The following is a 25622-nucleotide window of genomic DNA, read 5'->3' on the forward strand; positions in this document are numbered from 1 at the left end:
TATCTTTACCATTTTAAAAACCGTGTTTTTATACGCAAGCAAGCTTTGCGTCTACAAGTAAACTCATATCTTTTTGAGGTAGACGTAGAGCTTGCTCACGTGAAAAGCGCAGCTTTTAATGTCTTTATCATTTTAAAAACTCTGTTTTTATACGCAAGCAAGCTTTGGGTCTATAAGTAAACTCATATTTACATTTTGAGTGTAGACGTCGAGCTTGCTCACGTGAAAAGCGTAGCTTTTAATATCTTTTTCATTTTAAAAACTACGTTTTTATACGCAAGCAAGCTTCGCGTCTACAGCGTTACTTTTTATGCAGCGCTTCAATGCGTGCTAGTAAGCTTGAGGTGTCGTATCTACCGCCGCCAAGTGCTTGTACATCGGCGTAATATTGATCGACCGTTGCGGTCATTGGTAAAGTCGCGCCGTTGTTTTTAGCTTCATCAAGTGCAATGCCTAAATCTTTACGCATCCAATCTACGGCAAAACCAAACTCGTATTCACCCGCCCACATTGTTTTGTAGCGGTTTTCCATTTGCCACGAACCGGCTGCGCCTTTAGATATTGTTTCTATTACTTTTTCACCATCAAGCCCAGCTTGTTTGGCAAAATGTAAGCCTTCAGCTAAACCTTGTACTGCGCCAGCAATACAAATTTGATTAACCATTTTACAAAGTTGTCCCGAGCCAACGCCGCCTAACAGTTGGCTAAAACGGCTAAACGCCGCCATAACTGGCTGCACTTTAGCAAATACGGCTTCACTGCCACCTGCCATAACCGTTAATACGCCATTTTCGGCGCCAGCTTGTCCGCCCGAAACTGGCGCATCTATAAAGTCGACATTTTGTAGTTCAGCTTTTGCAGCTACTTCGCGGGCTACTTCAGCAGAGGTTGTGGTGTGATCAACCAAAACAGTGTGCGGCAACATGCCCGCTAACACGCCGTCGTTGCCATACACTACTGAGCGTAAGTCGTCATCGTTACCAACACACATAAATACGATGTCGGCATTGCTGGCAGCTTCGCGCGGGGTTGGTGCAAAGCTTCCTGAGTGTTCTGCAGTCCACGCTTGTGCTTTAGCTTGAGTGCGGTTATAAACACATACGCTGTGCCCTGCTTTTGCTAAATGCCCCGCCATTGGGTAACCCATTACGCCTAAACCTATAAATGCGACTTTCATTGACATAAAAATGACCTATTTAACTGATAACTTAGAAACTAGGCTTAGATTATGTCAACCGGCTGATAAAAAAGCGAATGAAAATCTTTATAAAATTTCCTTAATCGGAAATGTAAGTAGGTAACCTATGGATAGTATTTATCAATTTAATGCACCACTTTACAACAGCGAAAGCTTTCCTCTTAGTAAGCTACAGGGAAAAACCATACTGATTGTTAATACAGCGAGTAAGTGTAATTTTTCGGTGCAATTAAGTGCGCTTGAAAAACTATATCAAGAATATAAAAGTAGCGGATTTACAATATTGGCATTTCCGTGTAATCAGTTTGGTCAAAATGAGCCGCTTGATAATTTAGCCATTAAAGACTTTTACCAAGATCAATTTAATATCTCGTTTGAGATATTTGGTAAAGTAATGGTAAATGGGCCAGAAACTCACCCGTTGTTTAATTATTTGAAATCACATACTCGGGGTATTTCACAAAACCGTGCTATTAAGTGGAACTTCACTAAGTTTTTAATTAACTCGCAAGGTCAGCAGGTTGCTCGCTATGCACCGCGCACTAAGCCCGAAACACTTAAACAAGTAATAGAAAGCAACCTACTGCAAGCAGCAAAGGTAAACACAGCAAAAAGTGATAAAAGAATATCGCCTAAAACACCTATATTTACTTCGCTTAAAGCTTAAATTAGTAGCAGGAGAACTAATTAAGCACGTTTTTGTAAAGTAGTTTAATGTTACTATTATTTTTCCTTAAGCGTCGGAGCTATTACCATGAACATTGCTTTTTTTAGTACTCAAAAGTACGAACTGCCTTTTTTTGAACAAAGTACACGCGATAATCGTGATATAAAAATAACGTATTTTGAGCAAGCTCTAAGCGAACAAACGGCTATTTTAGCAAACGGGTTTGATGCCATATGTGTATTTGTAAACGACACCGTAAACGCCACGGTTATTGAACAACTGGCAAGCCAAGGCATAAATACTATTTTGCTACGTTGTGCAGGATTTAATAACGTTGATTTACCTGCAGCAAAAGCACATAACTTAAAGGTATTACGCGTCCCAGCTTACAGCCCTGAGGCCGTAGCCGAGCATTGTATTGCACTTATGCTAACGCTTAGCCGTAAAACTCATAAAGCGTATAACCGCGTACGCGAAGACAATTTTGATTTAAACGGATTACTAGGCTTTAACTTGCACAATAAAACCGTGGGTATTGTAGGTTGCGGTAAAATTGGCCTTGCGCTGTGCAACATTTTAAATGGCTTTGGCGCTAAAGTATTAGTGTGCGACCCATACGCACAACCTGGCAATTATACAATTACCGATATAGACACCTTACTTAGCCAAAGCGATGTAATTTCTTTGCATTGCCCATTAACGGAACAAACTCATCATTTAATAGATGATGAGGCATTTAGTAAAGTGAAAACCGGCGTTATGCTTATTAACACCTCTCGCGGGGCACTGCTTAACAGCAAAGCGTGCATTAATGCACTTAAAACTAAAAAATTAGGGTATTTAGGGCTCGACGTTTACGAGCAAGAGTCGGAGCTATTTTTTAAAAACCACAGCGACGAAATAAATCAAGACGATATATTTTCGCGCTTAGTGAGCTTTAAAAATGTTTTAGTAACGGGGCATCAGGGCTTTTTTACCCAAGAAGCACTTACAGAGATTGCTAATATAACAATACAAAATGCACTTGAAATAAATGAAGGTAAACCTCTAACTAATGAGGTTTTATAAAGACTTTGGCTATACCTAAATTTTAGGCACAAAAAAAGCGAATAAGCTGAGCCCTATTCGCTTTTTTGTTTAAAAATTTACTTTAAATAGAGCTTAGCCAAACGCAACGTTTGCAAATACCAAGGTCATTAATATTGGACAAACAAAACGAATATACTGAGCAAACCAGTAATGTACGCCTGTTGTTGCTTGGTGTAATTTATTACCACGCTGCCACATCCACCCTACTGTAATAAAGTAAAATAAACCCATAAGCGGTAATTGGTATTGAGTAAATAGCATAATGACTAAGCCAAATAACCAATCAAAATTTAATATAATGGCGCTTGCACACACAAGTACAACGGCGCTCACTGCCCACGTTGCTTTGGTGCGACTAACGTTGTGATTTTCGACTAAAAACGCTACCGGAATTTCAGTGGTCGATATAGTTGACGTAACCGATGCGATAGACATTAATACAAAAAACAATAAACCAACTAATAAGCCAATTTCGCCCATGGTGCTAAATAGCTCAGGTAAAATAGCAAAAATAAGTTGCCCTTCGCCAATCAATTTACCACCACTAAATACTTCAACACCGTTGTGTTGCGCCACATAAATAGCAGGAATAATAAGCAAGCCCGCTAAAAACGCGACACTGGTATCGAGTAAAGCAACACCTGCGGTGAGCTTTGGTAAATTAGCATCTGGTTGTAAATACGAGCCGTAAATCATCATACAACCCACACCTAACGAGAGCGAAAAGAACGCTTGCCCCATTGCGGCAATAATTAAATTAGGGTCGAGTATTTGGCTAAAATCAGGAATTAAATACGCGGCAAAGCCTTCGCTTGCGCCATCGAGTGTTGCAATGTAGGCAATTAAACCAACTAGCAGCACAAGTAACAGTGGCATTAAACGGCGCGACCAAGTTTCGATTCCCGATTTAACCCCTTTTAAAATAATACTGGCTGTTAAAATAAGCATAAGCGGCGTAAATACAAAATTACGCAGCACTGAGTCACTATGTAAAAACTCGCTTGCGCCTGTGAAACCTAAAAAGGTTGTTATGGGTTCAATAGCGTATGAGAGCATCCACCCAGCTACTATTGAGTAAAAACTTAGCATAACAACTGCGCCCGCAAGGCCTATATAACCTGCCGCAGCACCAACCTTACGGTTAGTGTTTTGCCATGCATCGCCCAATGCTTTTACAGGATTAGCTTGTGCTTTGTGACCTAAATAAAGTTCGGTATACAGCGCAGGAAGCGCAAGTAAAAATATAACAATAAAGTAAACCAGTAAAAATGCACCGCCGCCATGGTTGGCCGCTTGCGTAGGAAAACCCCAAATATTACCTAAACCCACTGCTGCGCCAGCAGCGGCTAAAACAAAACCAAGTCGGCTTTGAAACCCATCACGCACTTGTGCCATACATCTACAAATCTGTTATTATTTTGATTATTGTGAATTAAACCATATTTCATGCCAGCTGAGTAATAAAATTGTACCCAGCCTTTGTTAGTGGCGCTAACCGCTCACAATATCAGCGACTTCTTTTGCTTTAGGGCTTTTATGACTGAACACTATTTTAAAAATGCCTTGAGTATTACTTCAACTCAATTGGCAAACTTGTCTTTAGCGAGTAACAGCATTTTATTATTTAATGCTAAAACACTTGAGCTTAGTGACTTTAATTTTCCCGACTGCTTAAGCCCATTTGAGTTAACCATTATAAACCGCCGCAAAAGCCCACAAGCTAAGCAAGAGTATTTAGCTACGCGGTTATTGTTAAAACACCTTATTAAAGTAACGCAGCCGCAACATACGCACTTACCCCTTAATAAAATGAGTACCGAATTTGACGAGGCAAGCTCAAAGCTGCAAATACATGTGAGTGGTGATGTTATTAATACCTGTATTTCGCACTCGCATGGTTTAGTTGTGGTCGCGCTAAATCTTGATAAAAGTGAGTTTGGTTTTGATATTGAAAAAGTAAGCCTAAAACGTCCGTTTGAAAAGCTTGCTAAGCATTTTTATCATAATGATGAAATTACACTTATCACCGAGCCTACTAATACCCAAGCCCAAGCAGATACGTTTTTTAGAATTTGGACATTAAAAGAGTCACTTGCTAAAGCCACCAGCCGCCCTATTGCAAAATTACTTAGCCCCAATGTGTTTGACGAATTACATAGTGCAAAGCTGAGTGCTTGCAGTAATAGCATTACTGTAGCTGATAGCAGTGACCGCAATGTTTGTTTTGATGTGAGTGTGGTGCATAAAAAAAGCACCGACTGGCGATGCTTTTTATTGACTGATTTTGTTAAGTAACTTTATTAAGTAACTTTACTAGTTAATTTTACTAGGTAACTTTACTAGGTGATTATCCTGAATAACGATTACTTATGCAGCAAAATCATTTTCTAATAAACGGCTATGAATAGACTGTACTACGTTATCTGACTCTGTTTGCTCTACTAAAAAGCACAGGTTGTGCTTACTAGCACCGTGGCAAATTAATCGAATGTTAAAGTCTTTTAGTACACTCATTAAGTTCATTTCGTGTTGGCGTAATTGAATCTCAGAGCCAATAAGTGCCACCAATGTTAGGTTGTTTTCTACCGAAACATGGCAAAACTCTGCAAGCTTATCTAGGCATTCTTGATCAAGCTCTGGGCGCGAGGCGTTTTGTGCATTATCAAGCGTTATAGCTACACTGATTTCTGATGTGGTTACCAAATCTACCGATATATTGTATTCACTTAATAGTGTAAATACGCGTGCTAAAAAGCCGCTTGCTAGTAGCATTTCTGGGCTTTTAAGCGTAAGCAATATTTGGTTTTTACGTTGCGTCACTGCGCGTATACCTGGTTGCTGCGATTTTTCACGCTCAATCCACGTACCGCCACGCTCTGGCTCTCGGCTCGAACCAACAAACACGTTAATGTGGCTACGGCTTGCTGGTAAAATAGTTGCTGGGTGCAATACTTTTGCGCCAAAGGTTGCCATTTCAGCGGCTTCGTCAAAACTTAAGCGTGCAATAGGCGTCGCTTTTGCGCACAAACGCGGGTCGGTGCTAAAAATGCCCACTACATCGGTCCAAATATGCACGCTTTTAGCGTTAATTGCTTCAGCTAGTAATGCAGCGCTGTAGTCAGAACCACCACGTCCTAGCGTTGTGGTTTGACCATATTCGTCACTGCCAATAAATCCCTGAGTTACAATTACTTGAGCGTCTAATAACGGAATTAAATGCTCTTTAGCAGCTTGCGCTGTGGCTGCAACATTGGGCGTTGCTTTACCAAATTGGCTGTCGGTTTTAAGTACCTTGCGCACATCAAAGCGATCGGCATTTAAACCTTGTAAACGCAGCACTTGAGCAAACAAATACGACGATAAACGCTCACCAAAGCTAAGTAGCTCGTCGTGTTGCTGATCGGTTGTTAGTGGCTCTTGAGCCAATGTTTGAAATGCTTTTAAGGTTTCGTTAAAGCCAACCGCTAAATCGGCATCTAGCGATAATTCATCTAAAATAGTGTGTTGAATAGCAAGCACGCCGTTTATGTGTTCTTGGCGCTCACTAGAAGTAATGCTTGATTTACACAGTGCAACTAAGTGATTAGTTACGCCGGCACTGGCGCTCACGGCAACAATACGTACGCTTTTATCTGCAACAATAATTTCGCTACAGCGACTCATCGCTTCAAAATTTGCAACACTGGTTCCGCCAAATTTGGCAACGATGTAATCTGATTTTGCGCTTAACTCTGTTTGAGGCACTGTTTGTGGCACTGATTGGGTAGTCATTTAGTCTCCTTTCGCGGTATCCAAACCGCAATAAAACAAGAAGAACTTGGCAAAGGAATGCTTGAAGATAAGTCCACTGCCAGAAGCTCTCCACCTATATTGGTGACAGTTTTGAGGATTCAGCCCCATAAACCGAAAAACAATGACGACGTATCATTATTTTCCTCGGCGAGTACTTCCCTCCTTAATGATCATCGGCTTTCGTCGCCTAACATTAAGTACCTAAGTATCGCACCTCTTCTGAATGCTTTATTAACCAGTGGCTAATAAAACAAAACCCCACTAAGTAGCGGGGCTTTGAAAGTTATCGTTTAGACGTCTAGCTGTCAAGCATTTAATAATTTATGAGTTAAATAAAACTGCCCATGTAATACGAGCCCGCATATCCAACCGTATAGCAAATTAATAAATGCAGCGATAAACGCAAGTAGCTCATAAAGGTAAGCGCTTTAACTTTACTCATGGCAATAATGCCCGCAGCCGAACCAATAATAAGCATTGAACCACCCACGCCCGTTGCATACGTGAACGACAACCAGTGTTGTTGGCTCATTACTATATCGGCTTTTAATAATGCAGCGGTAAGCGGTACGTTATCGACCCCTGCTGATAATATGCCCATTAAGTAGTTTGCGTACTCGGGTGCCATTACCGTGTATAGGTCGGTAAATTTACTCAACATACCAATTTCTTTAAGTGCGCCTACAAGTAAAAGTACACCTACAAAAAACAATAATGTGTCGTATTCTATATCGCGAACAAAGTCGATTATGTCTTTGTTTATGTCTTTTTTGCGCATTAAAAATTGCGCTACTAAAAACATCACTGATAAGCCAAACAAGAAAGTGAGTAAAGGCGGTACACTGTAAATTACGCTCAGCGTTAATGTACTCACTACGGTAGATAAAAATATCACGGCAATGGTTATGTCGGTTTTTTCAATGCGGGTTTTACCCGCACCAGCAAACTCAACACGCCCTTTCATACCTATAGACAGCAACGCGGCTAGTAACATAACACTTGCAAGTGCTGGCGCTATAAGTAGTAATAAATGACCTATGGTTACTTTGCCATCTAAAAATATCATCAGTGTGGTTACGTCACCGGTTATTAGCGATACCCCACCTGAGTTAACCCCAAACACTATAAGCGTGGCGTATTTAATGAGTTTTTTAGGTTCAAGTTTTAACGACATTACAACGGCTAAAGAGATAAGCGTAGCCGTTACATTATCTGAAATCGACGAAAACAAAAACGCAAAGCCACCTACCAAAAACATTAACTTTCTCTCGCTAATGCTTTTTGGCATAACACGATGAACAATATTTTCTATAAACCCCTTTGAATTTAAATACGCGACAAAGGTCATTGCAGCCATTAAAAATAGCCATAATGAGGCAATTTCTAAAATATTTTCGTTAAGGAGGTGTTGAACTGAATCGGAGCTTTGTCCGTGAAGAGGGTAGATAAAAAGAAGAATCCAGCAAAGCGTACCAAAAAATAATGTAGTTTTAGCTTTGTTGACATGGATTATATCTTCTATAACGATGAGCAAAAATGCAATCGCTATCAGAGTTAGAATAGTCGAGGAAACCATGGTAGATAAACAACCTTTGATATAGTTTTAAAGAACACACAAATAACATTCCATTTCATGTGCCTATTTTCGGCGCGAATTTTAGCACTGCCTCTATGCAAAAACTATTATTAAATGGTCTTAAAAACGAATACTATATACAGACAAGGTTAATTAAAAATACGTAATAATGAGTCTTCTAAAAGTACTCAATAATAAAATACTAGGATGTTGTAACCCCTTATGATCCCAGCTAAAAAGCTGCTAAACACCATAACCGAACATTGGGGTGTATTAGAGCTATTATTTAAACGTTTTAAAATGGCTGACTTTAGCCTAAAAGACGTACAAAACGCGATTAAGCAAAAGCAGCCTACGTGGTCAAACGAACGCATTTATAAAGAAACAAATCGTTTGTTAAACCAAGATATTTTAATTCCGCTGGCTAAATCCTCTCAGCTTGAAATAAATCGTGCTATTGCCGATTTTGCTACTTTTTTACTGCAAGAAGAGCATTTAGGTTTAGCGCAAGAAATTAGCGTATTAGTAGAGGACCTAGCTCGTTTAGGTAATCGCCTAGATAACGCTGGCGAAATAGAAGACTTTGACGACTTACGCCGCTACAGCCGTATTATGGATGATCGGGTGCGTAAAATAATGAAGCTCTATACGCACAACGAAAACGCTATTTTAAATATAGTTGAACAAGCCAAATCAAATAATGCGGTGCAATCGCTGCAAAAGCGTTATAAAGCGGTAATAGAAGCCTTTGACGAATACATAGAGCCAATGCTTGAAATGGTTGATATTCGTGGTGAATTCCATGCGTGTTTTACCCTCATTGAAGAGCAAATAAGTAAGCAAATACTGCACATTGAGCGATCAGGTAAAGCGTATAACGATAAACGTATGCTGGAGCAATTACGTACCCGTATACTCGAAATGCATTTAATGGGCCGAGAAAGCTTACGTAAAAGTGCCGATATGCTTATGCCACTACGTGAGGAGCTACGCCGTAATAACTTAATTACTCGCCAAGCAGCCAAAGTACTTGGGCTTGTACGTAAAAATGGCGTAGACAATATGCTAAGTGCTGTGCAACCACATTTTGTGAGCGATGCACAGCGATACTCGCTTGGTCAGCAACGCCATATTGTGGCTTACATGGCAAGCTTGGTTGAATTTGAGCACGAAGAATACCAGTTACCCGATCAACAAGATGTGCCTGCATTTGTAACGCCTAATATTCCTGACTACAACGATGTTAAAACCAGCTTTGCTAAGCGCTTTAATAAAAAACGCAAAAAGCCGCAGCCCTTGCTGCAATTTTTAGACGAAAGCTATCCAGATCTCGATGCCGACGAAATGCTATTTTTGTATCAAAAATTAGTCAGCGACAGCGATATTAAAATAATTCAAAGCGATGAAAAAGCCCGCGTAAACATTGCCGGTCAGTACTTTTCTTTATATCCATTTAATTCAGAGCCTCAGTTAGATACAAAGGCAGATAAGTAACTCTTATGATAGAAACCACTACAACACACATAAACTTAAACGAGCTAACTCATCTACAAGCCATTAATAAAAAATTAGTAGCGGGTTATCACATTTGCGAGCAAGACAACGTAATGTGGCAAGAACTTGACCAACACATAGAAGACTACACCGCCCTATTTACCGCCCTAGGTCACGATTTAAAACGCGACAGCCGTGGCTTTTATTACTTTGGTAGCGACGAAAGCACACCCAATATGGGCAAAATATCTCGCGCTATCGCACTCACCATTTACATTTTAATTGAGCACTACGCCAATACGGGTAAAGACCCAATGCGCGCATTGTTTGACGACGTAAACGATTTAGAGCTTATGCAAACGCTGGTGCAAATTAACAAACATTTGTTTGATCAGCTTGAGATATTTTCGGGTTCTGATTTGCGCAAAGACGTTTACCTGCGCATGGTGCGCTTAGGTTTAGCCCGTGAAGTAGAAGGCGGCTTTATGCTACAAGCGCCAATTCATCGCTATATAGATGCATTAATGGAAGTAAACGAAGAAACCTACATTACAGAGGACGAGGAATGAAAAATCTATACGGACTAAGTAAACTCGCCCTACTTAACACCGCAGGCTATGCAAAATGTGTGATCCCGCTTGATAAAAGCAGCTCTATTTGCGCGCCCAATAACACAGGTAAAAGCTCGGTTATTAACGCCCTGCAGTTCCCGCTTATTAACGATTTACGCTTAACAGAATGGGACGGACACGATTTAGATGAAACCCGTAAGTTTTATTTTTCATCCGATCAGTCGTACATTTTACTCGAAGCGAACTTGCCTCATGGCTCAGTAGTGATTGGCGTGGCAGGACTTGGTAAAATTGCCGGTTACGCGCATCAGTACTTTTGTTACCAAGGAAAGCTTGATTTAGAGCAGTACACGCAAGGTAAAACTATTATTAAATTTACCAAGCTGTTCAACCATTTGAAATCACTTAACTACAACCCTATTGAGCTTAAAGCACAAGAGTTAAACGCGCTATTAACTGGCGGCGCAACGCCTTTTGACGGCGACATTAACCTAAAAATGATCCCGCTAAATAATGTGCAAGACTCCTCTATTTATAAAGAAATATTTAGACGTATTCTTAACTTACACAAATTAGGCGCAAGCGACGTAAAACGCTTTATGCTACGCGTGTTTGAACGCCATATGTCAAACTCTAAGGTCGACTTTTATGAAGTATGGCGCCGCTCGTTTGATAAAGTAAATCGCTCAAAACGCGAACTAAAAGCCCTTGAGTCAATGCAAGAGCCAATAGCCGCGCTTGAATCAATGCTTGAAAACCAAACCGTGCTTAAAGGTAAATTAGCGGCGTACGCGCCTAAAATTGACCAAGCACTGATTGATTTTGATACCTATCAAGAGTCGCAACTTAACGAGCTCGGTATAGCCCTTGAAGATATAGAGCACGAAAAACACGAGTTTGAGCAAAAACAAAGCCTATACGTACAGCAATCGCGTGATATAGAGCGCAGACAAACTCAAATTGAGCAGTGGTTTTTAGATTACGATGCGCTTAAAAGCGAGTTTGAACTAGTAAATAAAGCCACGCTTAAAACCAGCCTGACTCAGTTAAAGCAAGATTACGAGTCGCTTTCGCACTCTATAACCAGCGCACAAGGGCAAAGCCTACACACGCTTGACTATCGCATTAGCGAAACACAAAAACAAATTAAGAGCTTAAAGCTGCAACTTAAAAACCTTGAGTTTAATTTGTTTACCCGCATGCGCGAAGACCTCTCTTTAAAAGAAGTAGAAGAAATATCGCGCATTTTAAACCCTGATATTCTCTCATTTGCGACCACCACTAATGGCGATATAACCATTGATGATGAAGATGCATTTGGGGAATTTTTATCGCTATTAAGTGAAAACGTTAAAGGCGGCGTATTAACGCTACCAGGTGCGAGCATTAAACTTAAAAAGCTCTCGCCTGTGCAAATGCAAAGCGGCGAAAACAAAGAGCAATTAACCGCTCAGCTAAATGCACTTGAGCATTCACTTAAAGAATTTAAGCAACAACGCGATGTTGCTGCAAACGTTGCCGACAAGCAAAAAGAAAAAGACGCGCTATACGATGAACTAATGAGCGCTGAGAGCGCCCTAAAACGCTTAGAGCAGTTTGATGTAATGCAGCAGTCGGTTGAAGCGCAAGCCATGCTAAAAGAGCAATTGTTAGCAGAGCGCGAACAAGTTGACGACTACCTACAAGATATTCAAAAAAATAGTGGTTCAATTGCCGATCGCCGCTCGTTAATTAAATCGAAACAAGAGCAAATTAATCGCCAAACTGAGCGTCTGCGCCAAGTTAAAAGCGAGCGAATTGACCACACGCTTGACTTATACAGCGGCAAAGTAACCCCGTATATGATTGATATTACAGTCGACTTTGATAACTTAAGCGACCTAGTACATCACTTTAATAAAGACTGCCAAGAGCTGCGTAATTTTGACATAAACGTGCGTAATACCTATTTGCATGTATATAACGCAGGTATAACTAAATTCGACAACGAAAACGACGAATATACTAAATACCAAAAGCTAATAAGCGCCTTTCATAATATTGATAACGAACGCGACGCTGTTGAACGCCAAGCACGCGTTGCGCTTACCGAAGTGGCCGCAACTATAAAAGGCTTGCGGGAAGATTTAGACCGACTTCGCCGCGAAATGAACAGCTTTAATAAAGGTATAAGCCAGCACCGTATTTCAAACCTGCAAGCGTTTAAAATTAACGTCATACCGCGCAAAATGCTGGTTGATAGTATAGATACCATTATCGGCACGTCGCATCAGTTTGAGCAAGGTGACACACTTGATTTACTGAGCCAAGAACCGTACAGCGAAAGTGCGGTAAACGAAGCGAAAGATCACTTAATTAAACTCGCATCAGATAAAGCGGGCTTAACACTTACCGATTTATTTGATATTCGATTTGAAGTAGTTAACCGCGCAGGTGAAACAGAACACTTTGAAAAAATAGATTCGGCGGGTTCAAACGGCACACGAATTACTATTAAGTTATTGTGTGGCATGTTGTTTATTCGTTACTTATTGAGTGACCAGGAACAAAACCTATACCGTATACCAATTTATATAGATGAAGCGGCCGATATCGATCCGCAAAATCAAAAAGCAATTATAGAAACCGCACTAAGCTTTGGTTTTGTGCCTATATTTGCCTCAGTTAAGCCACAAATAAGTTGTGACTACATTGTGCCTATTCGCTCGGTAAAAGACGGTGCACAAAACTGGGTAGATGAAAAAGATTGGATTGAAGTTGAACACAATTAATTGGCCGTTAAGGCAAACCAACTAAACTAAAATATAGGACGTTTAAATAATACACATTTAAACTATGTGTGTTATTTTAAATTAATGCATTTTATTGGAGCAAACGTAATGAAAAATATACTTATTGTTGCAGCGCTAGCACTTCTTACAGCCTGTACACAAACCCCAGATTGGGATTACGATAAATCAGCTAACTTTAGTAATTTTAAAACATTTGCTTGGGTAGAAAACGCCAGCCTAACTAAAGACACAAATAACTATCAAATTAATGGCCTGATGGAAAAGCGTGTTCGCACTGCCGTTAACGCAGAGCTGAGCCAAACATTAGGTATGAGCTTAGTTGATGCAGCGCAAGCTGATGTACTTGTTAACTATCATGCATCGGTAGATAAAGAGCTTGAAGTAGACAACTTCAATATAAACTACCGCCCGCATTGGGGTTATTGGGGTACTGGTTTTCAACGCGATACAACTGCGCGTGAATACGAAGTGGGTACACTGATTATTGATATTGTAGATCGTGAATCTAACCAGCTTGTATGGCGCGGCGCAAAAGAAGGTCGATTAAAGAAAAATCAATCGCCAGAACAACGTGAAGCATCAATTAATAAAACAGTGAGCGAAATATTAAGTAACTTCCCGCCGCAAAAGCAGCAGTAAGTTAAAATTAGCTATAAGTAAGTTTTAAAAGAGCTCACAGTACGTGAGTTTTTTTGTGGGTGTGTATTTTTGGGCTTACAGACTTAAGTAATTACGAGCTACGCTCGTCACGTCAGCAAGCTGCACGTCTACAAAAACACCGATTAATCTTTACCTGTAAACGCTGAGCTTTATTTTACCTGTAGGCGCTAAGCTTGCTTGCGCGAGAAGCGATAGCTTCTAATTACTATTTATAGCGCTATATTCCATCTTAAATTACGAGCTGCGCTCGTCACGTCAGCAAGCTGCACGTCTACAAAAAAACACCGCGTTAAATTTACGATTTATACTTATGCAGTAACTCAAGCGGTATATGGCAGTAATCATCAGGGTGATTAGTTAGTCGGTCTTGATGCTCAGGATCGCTTGGCACGTAGTTAGTTAGCAGCTCTACCCCCACCACAATTTTATCGGCATCACTGCGCTTGTTTATATAATTACTTGCTGCGTCTAAATGGCTTTGGTTTTTGCTATAAATGGCAGTGCGGTATTTAGGGCCTACGTCATCCCCTTGTTTATTAATACTGTATGGGTCAATAATTTCAAAAAAGTAATCATACAGCTTATTTAGGCTAACGACTTTTAAATCAAAAATGACTTTTACGCATTCGGCATAACCATCGTATTCGCCGTTAGTGGTTCTGCTTGTACCATTAGCGCGCCCTGCTTCAGTAATTATTACGCCTGGTAAGTGCTTTAAAAATTCTTGTACGCCCCACAGGCAGCCACCAGCAAAGTAAATAGTATTATATTCTTTAGTATCCATTATAAATGTTACCTAATAAGTAATTATACCGATTGCATTAAAATAGTGTTCTATTATAGCGCCAAGAAAATAGCGCAATAACAAGGCGAAAATTATGACATATAGTTGTTCTATATAAATAATTTTTAACGCAGTGAGTGCGCTATTTAATACGATAGAATGACCATGTTTTTAATAAAGTCGGTATTACGTAAATGGTTATCAAATGCAGTTATTAGCAAATTAATGTACAATCGCGCACAAAATGACTGCTGTTACATTTAGTTATTTTATCATGCTCAAATATAAGCTTTGAAATTAATTGTAACCGCAGCTACAAATAAAAAATGATGAGAAACACATGAATCGCACACCACACCTTATAATACCTGCAATATTATGCAGCGTTACTGCATTTGCTAATGCTAATACGCTATCTGATGAGTCGGCAATCGAAAAAATAACAGTTGAAGCATCACCCACTGCAAATAAGTTGCCAGTAGGTACATTCGACTCACCTATTTCTAATTTAGAATATGACCCTCGTGTTGACCTTCAATCGCGTAATATGGCTGAGGCGCAAGCTGATGTAACTATTCGCGGCGGTATTTTCGAAAACACCGGTTTTAGAGTAGGAAGCGCTACCCTGCTTGACCCGCAATCTGGTCATTATTTTGCTGAAATCCCCATTGCACCGCAAATGCTAAGCGGCCCGGATGTTTTAACCGGTGCCGATAACGCACTTTACGGTATGAATAGCTCTGTAGGTACGGTTTCATTTGGTTGGAAACCGATTATTACTGGCGGTAGTGTATCCCTTGGTACTGGTACAAACGACTTTAATCTGCAAAGTATTCACGCTGCTAAAAACACACAACTTGATAGTTTAGTTAACTATACTCTGGGCTTTGAAGGTGAGTATTCTCATTCGCAAAGTGATGGCACCATTGATAATGGCGATCATGACTTTTCGCGTGCAGCGGGTCGCGTTCAATTAGCTAGCGAGCACAGCCAAACAGATTTATTTTTTGGCTCACAAGATAAGTTTTTTGGCTGGCCTAACTTGTACACCCCTTTTGGCGTTAACGAAACTGAAGATTTAGAAACCCGTCTTTGGATACTTAATCACAAGCAAAACTACGCTGGTAACAGCAACTTTGAAGTATCTGCTTATTATCGTACCCATGACGATCACTATATTTACTCGCGCGAAAATCCTAGTGCATTTGAAGCTTTTCATAAAAGTGAAGTTAAATCGCTTGGACTTTCGGGTCGTCATGCACAAAGTGATGCACTGGCAATAAATTACTCTGCACAATTTATTGATGACTCGATTGAATCAACCACACTTGAAAACAACTTTACCTCACGAAAGTATTACAAGCTGAGTATATTGCCCCAATACACAATAGCGCTAAAAAACCAACAGCTTATCTTTCGTTTAGGCGCAGCCTATGACGATACAAATCGTGATGATGCTGAGGTATCAGCCATTGGTGACATAAGCTTAAACACCCAAAATAGTGACGGCACAGCGCAAACCCTTTACTTATCATACGCGCAGGCGAGTCAAGTTGCAGGCTACACAGCCATTGGCGGCAGTGATTCAGGCGGGTTATTTAGAAGTAACTACAACCTTGAGCGCGAAACCACATCAAACTTGGAGCTAGGTTTATTACTTGAAGAACAAAGCTGGCAGTTAAACTCGGCTATTTTTTATCGAAAAGATAATAACTTAACCGATTGGACCTTTAATTTTGATTCAACTTCAGCGCGCTTTGCAAACCCAGTTGATATTGATACAGCAGGGGTTGAATTTTTAGCGACTAAGCACTTTGATACAGCAAAACTTATAGCAAGCTACACCTATTTACATAAATCAGAAAACTACGGCGCAGCCGATATCGATGCCAGCTTTTACGCGTTAAACTTTCCTGATCACCGTTTAACACTTGGCGCTGTGTACAACCCAACTGATATTTTAGAATTTAGAATAGATAACGAATGGCGCAAGCAACACGAAAATGCACTGCGCGGTAGTGACGACGATGCTTTATTTACTCATTTAACGTTAAAAATTACACCACCCATGGTGAAAAATTTATTTATTACGTTAGCAGCAGATAATTTATGGGGTGAATCGTTTGAAGAAATACCAGGTACACCAGGGCGCGGTGAGCAATATACGTTAAGCGCAACGTATAGTTGGTAACTAGTAACGTAAGCAAGCTTCACGTCTACAAAACAACCACAAACCTACACCTTGGCAGTAGACGCAGAGCTTGCTCGCGTGAAAAGCGCAGCTTTTAATTACTTAGATTCCAGCGACTTTTACCGTCTTTGTGAACCCTATTGATGGGCAATGCCCGTCACGTAAGCAAGCTTCACGTCTACAAAACAACCACAAACCTCCACTTTGGCAGTAGACGCAGAGCTTGCTCGCGTGAAAAGCGCAGCTTTTAATTATTTAGAGTCCAGCGACTTTTACCGTCTTTGTGAACCTTATTGACGGGCAATGCGCGTAACGTAAGCAAGCTTTACGTCTGCAAAAACAGACACACCCCCCACGTTGGCAGTAGACGCAGAGCTTGCTCGCGTGAAAAGCGCAGCTTTTAATTATTTAGAGTCCAGCGACTTTTACCGTCTTTGTGAACCTTATTGACGGGCAATGCCCGTTACGTAAGCAAGCTTTACGTCTGCAAAAACAGACACAAACCTACACTTTGGCGGTAGACGCAGAGCTTGCTCGCGTGAAAAGCGCAGCTTTTAATTACTTAAAATAAATACACAGTAATAAATAAGTGTAAATATATGTGTATTTTAATAGCTCACTAAGTGAGCTCTTCGAGCTCTGTAATAAGCGCTAGGGCTTGCGCGTTTGTTGACCCGCACACATCAAACGTGGCGCTAAAATCGCTACACACTTTAGGCCGACTTTCATCACCAAATAACTTACATAAATTACGTTCGTCCAGCTGAATACAGCGCTCTCCGGCTTTTTTACCATTTGGCATACCTGGAATAGGCGAACTAATACTTGGCGCAATACAACATGCGCCGCAGCCTAGCCTGCAATTCATCGATTCGGTTTTCATAATTTCCTCTGAATAAAAAACACTTACTTTAATTTCTTTTTAGGAACTTAATTAGTCGCATAGCGAGTTGTAACACACATATGTAATGCTTTGTTACATCTTAAAACAGCTTGTAAACACTTTATTGCGTATTATTGCTCTGTCACCACCAATTATGAAGGAATGCCTTGTGGCTACTACAAAACAAATAATACTCCCAATCGCTGTTTTAGCAGGCGGCATTGCGCTAGCTATAGCCTTTAAGATGATGAAACAGCCACCTGAAGAAAAGCCAGAGCAAGATTTACGTCCTTTAGTAGCAACACAAAGCGTACTTTTAGATTCTATAACGCTCGATGTTAAATCGTACGGCATTGTTAAACCCAAGTATCGTACCGAGCTAATAGCACAAGTTAGCGGGCAAGTTATTTCGGTATCGGATCAATTTGTTGAAGGCGCGTTTGTAAAGCAAGGCGATATTTTAGCACGAATTGATGCAAATGATTACGAGGCAGACTTTATTGAAGCGCAAGCAGGTTTAGCACAAGCAAGCTCTGCACTTGAAATAGAACGCGCACAAGCACATGTAGCAAAAGCTGAGTGGGAGCGTATTAAGTCAGACTCAAGCGACGCTATTGCCTCAGAACTTTATTTACGTAAACCACAACTGGCCGAAAAACTAGCGCGTTACCGCTCTGCTCAAGCAAGTGTTAAACGTGCTAGCCGCAATCTTGAACGTACTTATATTAAAGCCCCTTATGATGCCATTATTAATGAGCGCACAATTAGCTTGGGGTCAGTAGTAAACCCAGGTAATAGTTTTGGCGCACTAAGCGCAACCTCAGTTGCAGAGGTACGTTTACCGGTTGCCGATCAAGAACTGCAATATTTAAAAAATGGCGGCGTAGGCTCAAATGTTACATTTAACGCAGAATACGCAGGTAAACAAACAATGTGGCAAGCCAAAGTAATTCGCACCGAAGGTGTGGTTGATCAAACAAGCCGCATGAGCTATTTGGTAGCACAACTTGCAACACCTTATGGCGACAAAACACGCCCTCTTCGTTTTGGCTCATACATTAACGCTACCATTGAAGGTCGCCCGCTTGATAACGCAATTATTGTTGCCCACCACTTAGTTAAAGATAATAAAATTGTAATTTTAAATGACGATTTAACATTGTCGTTTAAAACCCTCAATATTATACGCGAACAAAACGGCATGATTATAGCCAGCCAAGGGTTAAACAATGGCGAGCAAATTGTTACCTCAGCGCTTGAATACCCAACTGAAGGTATGGCAGTAAAAATTGAAGATATTGCGCCTGATAAAACTGATGTAACTCAACTTGCGCTGAAAGAGGAATAATCATGAACACTCGTGAAACAGGGTTAATAGCATGGTTTGCCCGAAATCCCGTTGCAGCCAACCTACTAATGATATTTATATTAGTGGGCGGTATTTTAATGGCGATGACCATTCGCAAACAAATGTTCCCACAGTTTGAAAGCAACTGGATAAGCGTACAAGCAGTTTACCCAGGTGCAGCCCCGCAAGAGGTTGAAGAAGGCATAACCATAAAAGTTGAGGAAAACCTCGAAGGTATTGAAGGCATTAAACGCCTAATTACTTACTCTAACCGTGGTTTTTCACAAGCCTGGATTGAAATAGAAGAACAATACAATCCACAAGAAGTACTTGATGAAATTAAAGTACAAGTTGATTCAATAAACACCTTTCCTGCAGGGATGGAACGCCCTGTTGTGCGCCGCGATAAATTTGAGCAAGAAGTAATGATACTCGCGCTTTACGGCGACATGAGTAACTACCAGTTAAAAGAGCTTGGCAACGATATAAAAGACGAGTTACAAGCACTGCCTCACGTTAACCTTGTTAATTTTAACGGCGGCTTAGAATACGAAATTGGTATAGAAGTCAGCCCTGATAAACTACGCGAGTACGGATTAACATTTAGAGATATTGCAGGCGCCGTGCAAAACTTTTCGGCAAATATGTCGGCGGGGCAAATACGCTCTGAAAATGGTTATATTTCGATGCGTGTTGAAAAACAGGCCTACCGTGGTTTTGAGTTTGAAAAACTGCCACTTATTACCCTTGCTGATGGCGCACAAATTTATTTAGGCGATGTTGCAACTATTAATGATGGCTTTGAAGAAGGTCTACAATATTCAAAATATAATGGTAAAAATTCACTCTCGTTTGAAGTAAACGCATCAAAAGATCAAGACATTACCGATGTAGCAAAAGTACTTAAAAGCTACATGGCAACTAAAGAGCCACTTTTACCTGCAGGCGTTAAGCTCTCTCCTATTGTTGATTTAACTTACTACCTTGAAGGTCGACTCGATATGATGGTCGATAACATGATTTGGGGTGGCTTGTTAGTAATGATAGTGCTGGCACTATTTTTACCGCTACGCTTAGCATTTTGGGTAATGATGGGTTTACCGGTGTCTTTTCTGGGCGCCTTTTTGTTTATGCCTATTGGCTTTTTAGATGTAACAATTAACCTAGCCTCTCTTTTTGCCTTTATACTTGTACTCGGGATTGTTGTTGATGACGCCATAGTTGTGGGCGAGTCAGCCAGTGCCGAAATAGAAAAATACGGCCACACACTTGATAACGTTGTACGCGGTGTTAAACGCGTTGCGATGCCAGCAACCTTTGGTGTACTAACAACTATTGCGGCATTTTTACCTCAAACACTCGCAACCGGCCCTGGCGCTGCTTTTTCTAAGGCAATTGGTGGCGTTATTATTTTATGTTTGATTTTTTCACTCATTGAATCAAAACTAATTTTACCTGCGCATATTGCAGCAATGAACCCACGTAAACCAAATCCTAAAAACCTATTACATCGCTTACGTATGGTGATTGATAGTGGTTTAAAAGGCTTTGTGAATAACTACTACCTTCCATTTGTTAGCCGCTGTATTCACTACCGCTATACCGTAATTGTTGGCTTTATGTGTTTGCTTATTGTAAGCGCAGGTATGTTTGCAGGTGGTTTAGTTAAGTTTGTACCAAACCCTAAAATACCGCACGACTTTCCACGTATTGATATAGAGATGAACCTTGCCTCATCTGAGCAAGCAACACTTGAAACCGCACGTAAAATAGAAAGCGTGTTGTTAAAGGTCGATCAGCAACTACAAGAGCAATACGGTAAACCGATGATCCGCGATTTATCGGTAAGTCTGCGCGGGCGAACGCAAGCAAATATTATGGCCATTTTAGTAGAGCCTGATTTACGCCCTATCGATACCTTTGCCCTAAGTGCGTTATGGCGCGAGCAAATGCCCGCCCTACCAGGCATTAAAACCATGACCATTCAAGACAGTATAATGAATGGCGGTCGAGATGATGGCGACGTTAGCTTTAAACTTGAAGGCAAAAATGCTGACGAGCTAAAAGAAGTGGCTGGTAAATTAAAAGCCAAATTACAAACAATGGAAGGCGTTGGCGACGTAAACGATTCAATGCAAAGCGCTACCGACGAAGTGCAACTTGATTTAAAACCACTCGCTTATAGCATGGGATTAACGCTTGCTGATGTAGCGTCGCAAGTTAGCTTTAGTTACTACGGCTTAGAAGCGCAGCGAATATTGCGTGAAGGCGAAGAAATTAAAGTCATGATCCGCTATCCAGAAGACGAACGTAACTCAATAAGTGACATAGCAAGTGTGCGTATTATTACACCTACAGGCGCTGAAGTACCGCTAAGTGAAGTAGCCGAAGTTAAGCTGGTTGACGGTGTAAACCGTATTCGCCGCGAAAACTCTAAACGCACTGTAAACGTATGGGCTGCGGTAAATACCGACCAAGCCGAACCATTTGCGATTGCTGAGGAAATTCGTGACGAATACTTACCAACATTACTTAAAAGCTACCCTGGCGTTACAAGTGATGTAGCTGGGCGCATTCAAGAAGAAATGGATAGCGCTTCAGAACAGCTTCGTGACTTTGGTATATCAATGATGATTATATTTGCCTTATTAGCGATTCCACTTCGCTCTTACTCGCAGCCACTTATTATAATGTCGGTTATTCCGTTTGGTGTAGTGGGCGCTATGTTTGGCCATATGATTTTAGGTATGACCATGAGTAGCTTATCGATGTTTGGCATTATTGCTGTAGCGGGTGTGGTCGTAAATGATTCCCTCGTTATGGTTGATTTTGTAAACAAAGCCCGCGCTGAAGGTGTTTCGATTAAGGATGCTGTAATGCAAGCCGGTGCTCGTCGCTTTAGAGCAATATTACTCACCTCAATCACTACCTTTATTGGTGTAATGCCAATTATTTTTGAAACGAGTTTACAAGCTAAAATTGTTATCCCGATGGCTGTATCACTTGCTTTTGGTGTGTTATTTGCCACAGTAATTACACTGATACTTATACCGTGCCAGTATGTTGCACTAGAAGATGCTAAACGATTAGTTCGTAAAATGCGTGGCAAGCCACCACTAGTAGATGCCCAACCAGCGCCTACTAATAGCTAAATTAAGTAACATCCCAACCAAAAAAGCTCGGCATATTATATGCCGAGTCTTTTTATTTTAGACTTAAAAATAATATTCACCTATTTGCTAAGACTGTCTCTACTACTCATTGTTTAACAAGCAGGATTTATTAACAATCCTAATAATTGAGAGAAATATTGCTCGTTTTTTATCCCTAATACGTTATGGTATTTAAATAATAAATAGACATAATAAAGTTAAGGAACAGCCATGAATACATCTCCTTCTGATCACATTCCTCAAGAAGCCTTTGATTGGTATGACGAATACGCCCACGATTTAATGGACCGACGTACTTTTATGAAAAAACTCGGTGGCCTTGCTGCTCTTGGCTTTTCGATGGCTGTACTTACATCAGCATTATTACCTAATTACGCATTGGCTGAACAAGTGTCGTTTAATGACGATGATATTAAAGCAACATACGAAGAATTCGATTCGCCGGACGGGCACGGTAAAGGCAAAGGTTACTTAGCAACCCCTAAAAACATAGAAGGTAAGCTTCCTGTTGTACTCGTGATACACGAAAACCGTGGGTTAAACCCATACGTAAAGGATGTAGCAAGACGCTTAGCGAAGGTAGGCTTTATTGCATTTGCACCCGATGCGCTATTTCCACTGGGTGGCTACCCTGGCAACGATGATGAAGGACGCGCTATGCAAAAAAACATGGATCGCGCTAAAATTCAAAACGATTTTGTAGCCGCAGCACACTTTTTAAAATCGCATGCTAACAGTAACGGTAAGTTAGGCGCTGTCGGTTTTTGTTTTGGTGGCTACATTGTTAATTATTTAGCGGCAGTAGACAGTAATTTAATCAGCGCAGGCGTGCCTTTTTACGGCACCCCAGCCAGTGAAAGTTTACGTAAAAATATTAAAGCACCATTAATGATTCAATTGGGCGAGCTAGATAAACGTGTAAACGCGTCGTGGCCACAGTACGAACAAGATTTAAAAGCTAATAACGTTGAGTACACTATGCATATGTATAAAGGGGCAAATCATGGATTTCATAACGACTCGACAGGTCGCTATGATAAAGACAATGCCGAACTTGCATGGCAACGTACCGTTGAGTTTTTTAATGAAAAGCTAAGTTGATCTGATTGCGTATTAATCCTTTAATACGCTTTTATCAATAATTCCTTTATTTACCAACTGCTGCAAAATAGCTTGGGATTTTGCTCTGCATGCATCACGTAGTAAACGCACCGCTGGGGTTATTGACTGCCTACTTGGGCAAATAAGCCAGAGTTCACCATTAACATGTTGATAATCTTGCATTACAGTAACCACCCTGTCATTGAGTAAATCGTCGGCCATATCAAGAGCCGACTTAACAGCCAAGCCTTTACCCGCAACGCACCAGCGCCTTACTAAATCGCCATCGTTTGAGGCGCGTCTGCCATTCATTTTAACTTTATATTTTGACTCACCATCACTGAATTCCCACGTATTATTTATAATATCCTGCAACTGATAAAACAAACCTTGATGCGATGCTAAATCATCAGGATGCACGGGAGTTCCGTTTTGTAAGAGATATTCGTCAGTTGCACATAACAAGCGCGGTACGTTACAAATTTTGAATCCATAAACGCTAGCATCATTAGGCGAGCCATAACGAAGCGCTATATCAACTGAGTCACGGTAAAAGTCGATATTACTATCACTTATATGCGTTCTTAAACTTAGCTTTGGATAAGTGTCCATGAGTTCATCAACCCATGGGATCACTAAGTTACGGCCTAAGTCAGATGAAAGGGCAACGCGCAACTCCCCTTCAATTTCGTCATGCTCACCTTTTAGATTTTGCTTTGCAAGCTCAAGTACAGCTAAAGCCTGCTCACATTGTGGTATGTAGCGCTCCCCAGCAGCCGATAACCTTAAATGACGTGTTGTACGAACAAATAGCTCACTACCAAGAGCTGCCTCAACACGTTTAATAGCAGCGCTTGCTGTGGCTGTACGCATATCTAACTTAGCAGCTGCGAGCGTAATACTTCTAAACTCAGCTACTTTTAAAATAAGTTTTAAATCTTCTATGTTCATATTATCTATTTTTATTTGATAATGATTCAACAATTATGCGGTTTATCTATATTAAAGCAAGGTCTACTATATATCCATCAGCTAGCCAAAGCATGGCTTGCACCTTATATATAAACAAATTAGGACACTTATTATGAAAGCCATTGGTTATAAAAAATCTCTTCCTGTTTCTAATCCTGAATCGTTAATTGATGTTGAATTACCACAGCCAGTTGCAACAGGTCGCGATTTATTAATTAAAGTTAAAGCTATTGCAGTTAACCCAGCCGATTATAAAGTGCGCCTATATATGCCACCAACAAACGGTGAAGTAAAAGTTATTGGTTGGGATGCCGTTGGTGAAGTTGTTGCAACAGGTGAAGCTGTAACGGCATTTAAACCGGGCGATGCGGTTTATTACGCAGGTGATATTACCCGCCCAGGTAGTAATGCAGAATTTCAATTAGTGGATGAGCGCATTGTAGGGTTCAAACCACAAAGCTTAAACGATGCTGAAGCTGCTGCATTACCCCTTACTGCAATAACAGCGTACGAATTATTATTTGAGCATTTAAACATTGTAAAACAAGCAGCTGATGCAAAAACAAAATCAGACGAAGTTATTTTAGTAACAGGTGCCGCAGGCGACGTTGGCTCTATTTTTATTCAGCTTGCTAAAGCGATTACTGGCGCAACGGTGATTGCCACTGCATCGCGCGAAAGCTCTCAAGCATGGGTTAAAAAACTAGGCGCAGATTATGTCGTTGATCATACAAAACCATTACCGGCTCAAATTGACGCATTAAACATTGGATCGGTAACACATGTAGCAAGTCTGCACAGTACTGATACTTACTTTGAAGCGTATACGGAGGTAATTGCACCATTTGGTAAAATTGCAATGATTGACGATCCTGAGTCATTAGATGTGAGTAAATTAAAAATGAAGAGCTTATCGCTACATTGGGAATTTATGTTTGCCCGCTCAATGTTTAATGCCAAAGATTTAATTGAGCAAAGCAAGTTATTAAATCATGTTGCTGAGTTAATTGATCAGGGCCATATTCAAACAACGATTGGTAAAAATTTAGGCATTATAAATGCGGCTAACCTGCGTATTGCACACGCAGAACTTGAAGAAGGTCGCTCTATTGGCAAAATAGTGTTGGAAGGTTTTTAATTCCATAAATACTAAATACGCGCTGCCTGAATCAATTGAAGGCACCAATGTAATTGGTGTCTTCAGCCAATATTTCGGGGTGGCTATGGCTGTATTTATATTTATTAAAGAAACTATTACCTAATAATATTTGATAATGATTCAACCATATACCTGTTTATCATATTGTAAGAACCCACTACTATCCGTACC

The 25622-nt window shown here is 40.6% G+C and carries 20 protein-coding genes and 1 riboswitch; of the genes, 13 read left to right on the forward strand and 7 right to left on the reverse strand.

What is annotated here, in order from left to right:
- Positions 1-180 (forward strand): hypothetical protein (locus P20495_RS22280; RefSeq protein ID WP_033015199.1); only part of this gene is annotated, 180 nt, incomplete at its 5' end.
- A 121-nt stretch (positions 181-301) separates the two neighbouring features.
- Here the strand turns inward: P20495_RS22280 and P20495_RS15710 are convergent.
- Positions 302-1183: an NAD(P)-dependent oxidoreductase gene (locus P20495_RS15710; protein WP_008134531.1), complete on the reverse strand. Its 882-nt coding sequence runs from the start codon at positions 1181-1183 to the stop codon at positions 302-304.
- Positions 1184-1304: 121 nt separating this feature from the next.
- Here P20495_RS15710 and P20495_RS15705 point away from each other — a divergent pair, with 121 nt between their 5' ends.
- Together P20495_RS15705 and P20495_RS15700 are read left to right on the forward strand one after the other, a co-directional pair.
- Complete coding sequence (locus tag P20495_RS15705) at positions 1305-1865, forward strand: glutathione peroxidase (protein WP_008134532.1); 561 nt, start codon at positions 1305-1307, stop codon at positions 1863-1865.
- An 87-nt stretch (positions 1866-1952) separates the two neighbouring features.
- Complete coding sequence (locus P20495_RS15700; RefSeq protein ID WP_008134533.1) at positions 1953-2933, forward strand: 2-hydroxyacid dehydrogenase; 981 nt, start codon at positions 1953-1955, stop codon at positions 2931-2933.
- Positions 2934-3026: 93 nt separating this feature from the next.
- Here P20495_RS15700 and P20495_RS15695 read toward each other — a convergent pair whose 3' ends face one another.
- Positions 3027-4349, reverse strand: coding sequence for a sodium-dependent transporter (locus tag P20495_RS15695; protein WP_008134534.1), 1323 nt, complete (start codon positions 4347-4349; stop codon positions 3027-3029).
- 141 nt (positions 4350-4490) lie between these two features.
- On the opposite strand from P20495_RS15695, the gene P20495_RS15690 reads away from it, so the two are divergent.
- The gene (locus tag P20495_RS15690) at positions 4491-5249 is read left to right on the forward strand and encodes a 4'-phosphopantetheinyl transferase superfamily protein (RefSeq protein WP_008134535.1); all 759 of its coding nucleotides are present in this window, start codon (positions 4491-4493) and stop codon (positions 5247-5249) included.
- 72 nt (positions 5250-5321) lie between these two features.
- Here P20495_RS15690 and lysC read toward each other — a convergent pair whose 3' ends face one another.
- Positions 5322-6725 carry a lysine-sensitive aspartokinase 3 gene (gene lysC / locus P20495_RS15685; RefSeq protein WP_008134537.1) on the reverse strand — a complete coding sequence of 468 codons (1404 nt, stop codon included), beginning with the start codon at positions 6723-6725 and terminating at the stop codon, positions 5322-5324.
- Positions 6726-6800: 75 nt separating this feature from the next.
- Positions 6801-6973: riboswitch (Lysine riboswitch) on the reverse strand.
- A gap of 101 nt (positions 6974-7074) precedes the next feature.
- Positions 7075-8322, reverse strand: a complete 1248-nt coding sequence (gene nhaD, locus P20495_RS15680) for a sodium:proton antiporter NhaD (protein WP_033015201.1) — start codon at positions 8320-8322, stop codon at positions 7075-7077.
- A gap of 222 nt (positions 8323-8544) precedes the next feature.
- Here nhaD and P20495_RS15675 point away from each other — a divergent pair, with 222 nt between their 5' ends.
- The 4 genes from P20495_RS15675 to P20495_RS15660 all read left to right on the forward strand — a co-directional run bounded on the left by P20495_RS15675 (position 8545) and on the right by P20495_RS15660 (position 13819).
- On the forward strand, positions 8545-9816 hold the full coding sequence (locus tag P20495_RS15675) for a hypothetical protein (RefSeq protein ID WP_008134539.1): 1272 nt from the start codon (positions 8545-8547) through the stop codon (positions 9814-9816).
- A gap of 5 nt (positions 9817-9821) precedes the next feature.
- Positions 9822-10385 (forward strand): hypothetical protein, encoded by a 564-nt coding sequence (locus tag P20495_RS15670; RefSeq protein WP_008134540.1) that lies wholly within the window; start codon positions 9822-9824, stop codon positions 10383-10385.
- Complete coding sequence (locus P20495_RS15665) at positions 10382-13159, forward strand: hypothetical protein (protein ID WP_008134541.1); 2778 nt, start codon at positions 10382-10384, stop codon at positions 13157-13159. The genes P20495_RS15670 and P20495_RS15665 overlap by 4 nt, the downstream gene beginning before the upstream one ends.
- A gap of 108 nt (positions 13160-13267) precedes the next feature.
- Positions 13268-13819 carry a DUF4136 domain-containing protein gene (locus tag P20495_RS15660; protein ID WP_008134542.1) on the forward strand — a complete coding sequence of 184 codons (552 nt, stop codon included), beginning with the start codon at positions 13268-13270 and terminating at the stop codon, positions 13817-13819.
- 316 nt (positions 13820-14135) lie between these two features.
- Here P20495_RS15660 and P20495_RS15655 read toward each other — a convergent pair whose 3' ends face one another.
- Positions 14136-14624 (reverse strand): peptide-methionine (S)-S-oxide reductase, encoded by a 489-nt coding sequence (locus tag P20495_RS15655; protein ID WP_008134544.1) that lies wholly within the window; start codon positions 14622-14624, stop codon positions 14136-14138.
- A 340-nt stretch (positions 14625-14964) separates the two neighbouring features.
- Here P20495_RS15655 and P20495_RS15650 point away from each other — a divergent pair, with 340 nt between their 5' ends.
- The gene (locus tag P20495_RS15650) at positions 14965-16815 is read left to right on the forward strand and encodes a TonB-dependent siderophore receptor (RefSeq protein WP_008134546.1); all 1851 of its coding nucleotides are present in this window, start codon (positions 14965-14967) and stop codon (positions 16813-16815) included.
- A 619-nt stretch (positions 16816-17434) separates the two neighbouring features.
- Here the strand turns inward: P20495_RS15650 and P20495_RS15645 are convergent.
- Positions 17435-17698 carry a YkgJ family cysteine cluster protein gene (locus tag P20495_RS15645; protein WP_008134548.1) on the reverse strand — a complete coding sequence of 88 codons (264 nt, stop codon included), beginning with the start codon at positions 17696-17698 and terminating at the stop codon, positions 17435-17437.
- 169 nt (positions 17699-17867) lie between these two features.
- Here P20495_RS15645 and P20495_RS15640 point away from each other — a divergent pair, with 169 nt between their 5' ends.
- From P20495_RS15640 to P20495_RS15630, 3 genes are all read left to right on the forward strand, one after another.
- Complete coding sequence (locus tag P20495_RS15640; RefSeq protein ID WP_008134549.1) at positions 17868-19046, forward strand: efflux RND transporter periplasmic adaptor subunit; 1179 nt, start codon at positions 17868-17870, stop codon at positions 19044-19046.
- Between the two features lie 2 nt (positions 19047-19048).
- Positions 19049-22198: an efflux RND transporter permease subunit gene (locus tag P20495_RS15635; protein WP_008134550.1), complete on the forward strand. Its 3150-nt coding sequence runs from the start codon at positions 19049-19051 to the stop codon at positions 22196-22198.
- A 231-nt stretch (positions 22199-22429) separates the two neighbouring features.
- Positions 22430-23320 (forward strand): dienelactone hydrolase family protein, encoded by an 891-nt coding sequence (locus tag P20495_RS15630; RefSeq protein WP_008134551.1) that lies wholly within the window; start codon positions 22430-22432, stop codon positions 23318-23320.
- A 12-nt stretch (positions 23321-23332) separates the two neighbouring features.
- Here P20495_RS15630 and P20495_RS15625 read toward each other — a convergent pair whose 3' ends face one another.
- Positions 23333-24271 carry a LysR family transcriptional regulator gene (locus tag P20495_RS15625; protein ID WP_008134552.1) on the reverse strand — a complete coding sequence of 313 codons (939 nt, stop codon included), beginning with the start codon at positions 24269-24271 and terminating at the stop codon, positions 23333-23335.
- 133 nt (positions 24272-24404) lie between these two features.
- Between P20495_RS15625 and P20495_RS15620 the strand changes: the two genes are divergently transcribed.
- Positions 24405-25430 carry a zinc-binding alcohol dehydrogenase family protein gene (locus P20495_RS15620; protein ID WP_008134553.1) on the forward strand — a complete coding sequence of 342 codons (1026 nt, stop codon included), beginning with the start codon at positions 24405-24407 and terminating at the stop codon, positions 25428-25430.
- Positions 25431-25622: the final 192 nt, after the last annotated feature.

It is taken from the genome of Pseudoalteromonas sp. BSi20495, from assembly GCF_000241185.1.
In the GTDB taxonomy this organism is placed as follows: Bacteria; Pseudomonadota; Gammaproteobacteria; order Enterobacterales; family Alteromonadaceae; genus Pseudoalteromonas; species Pseudoalteromonas fuliginea.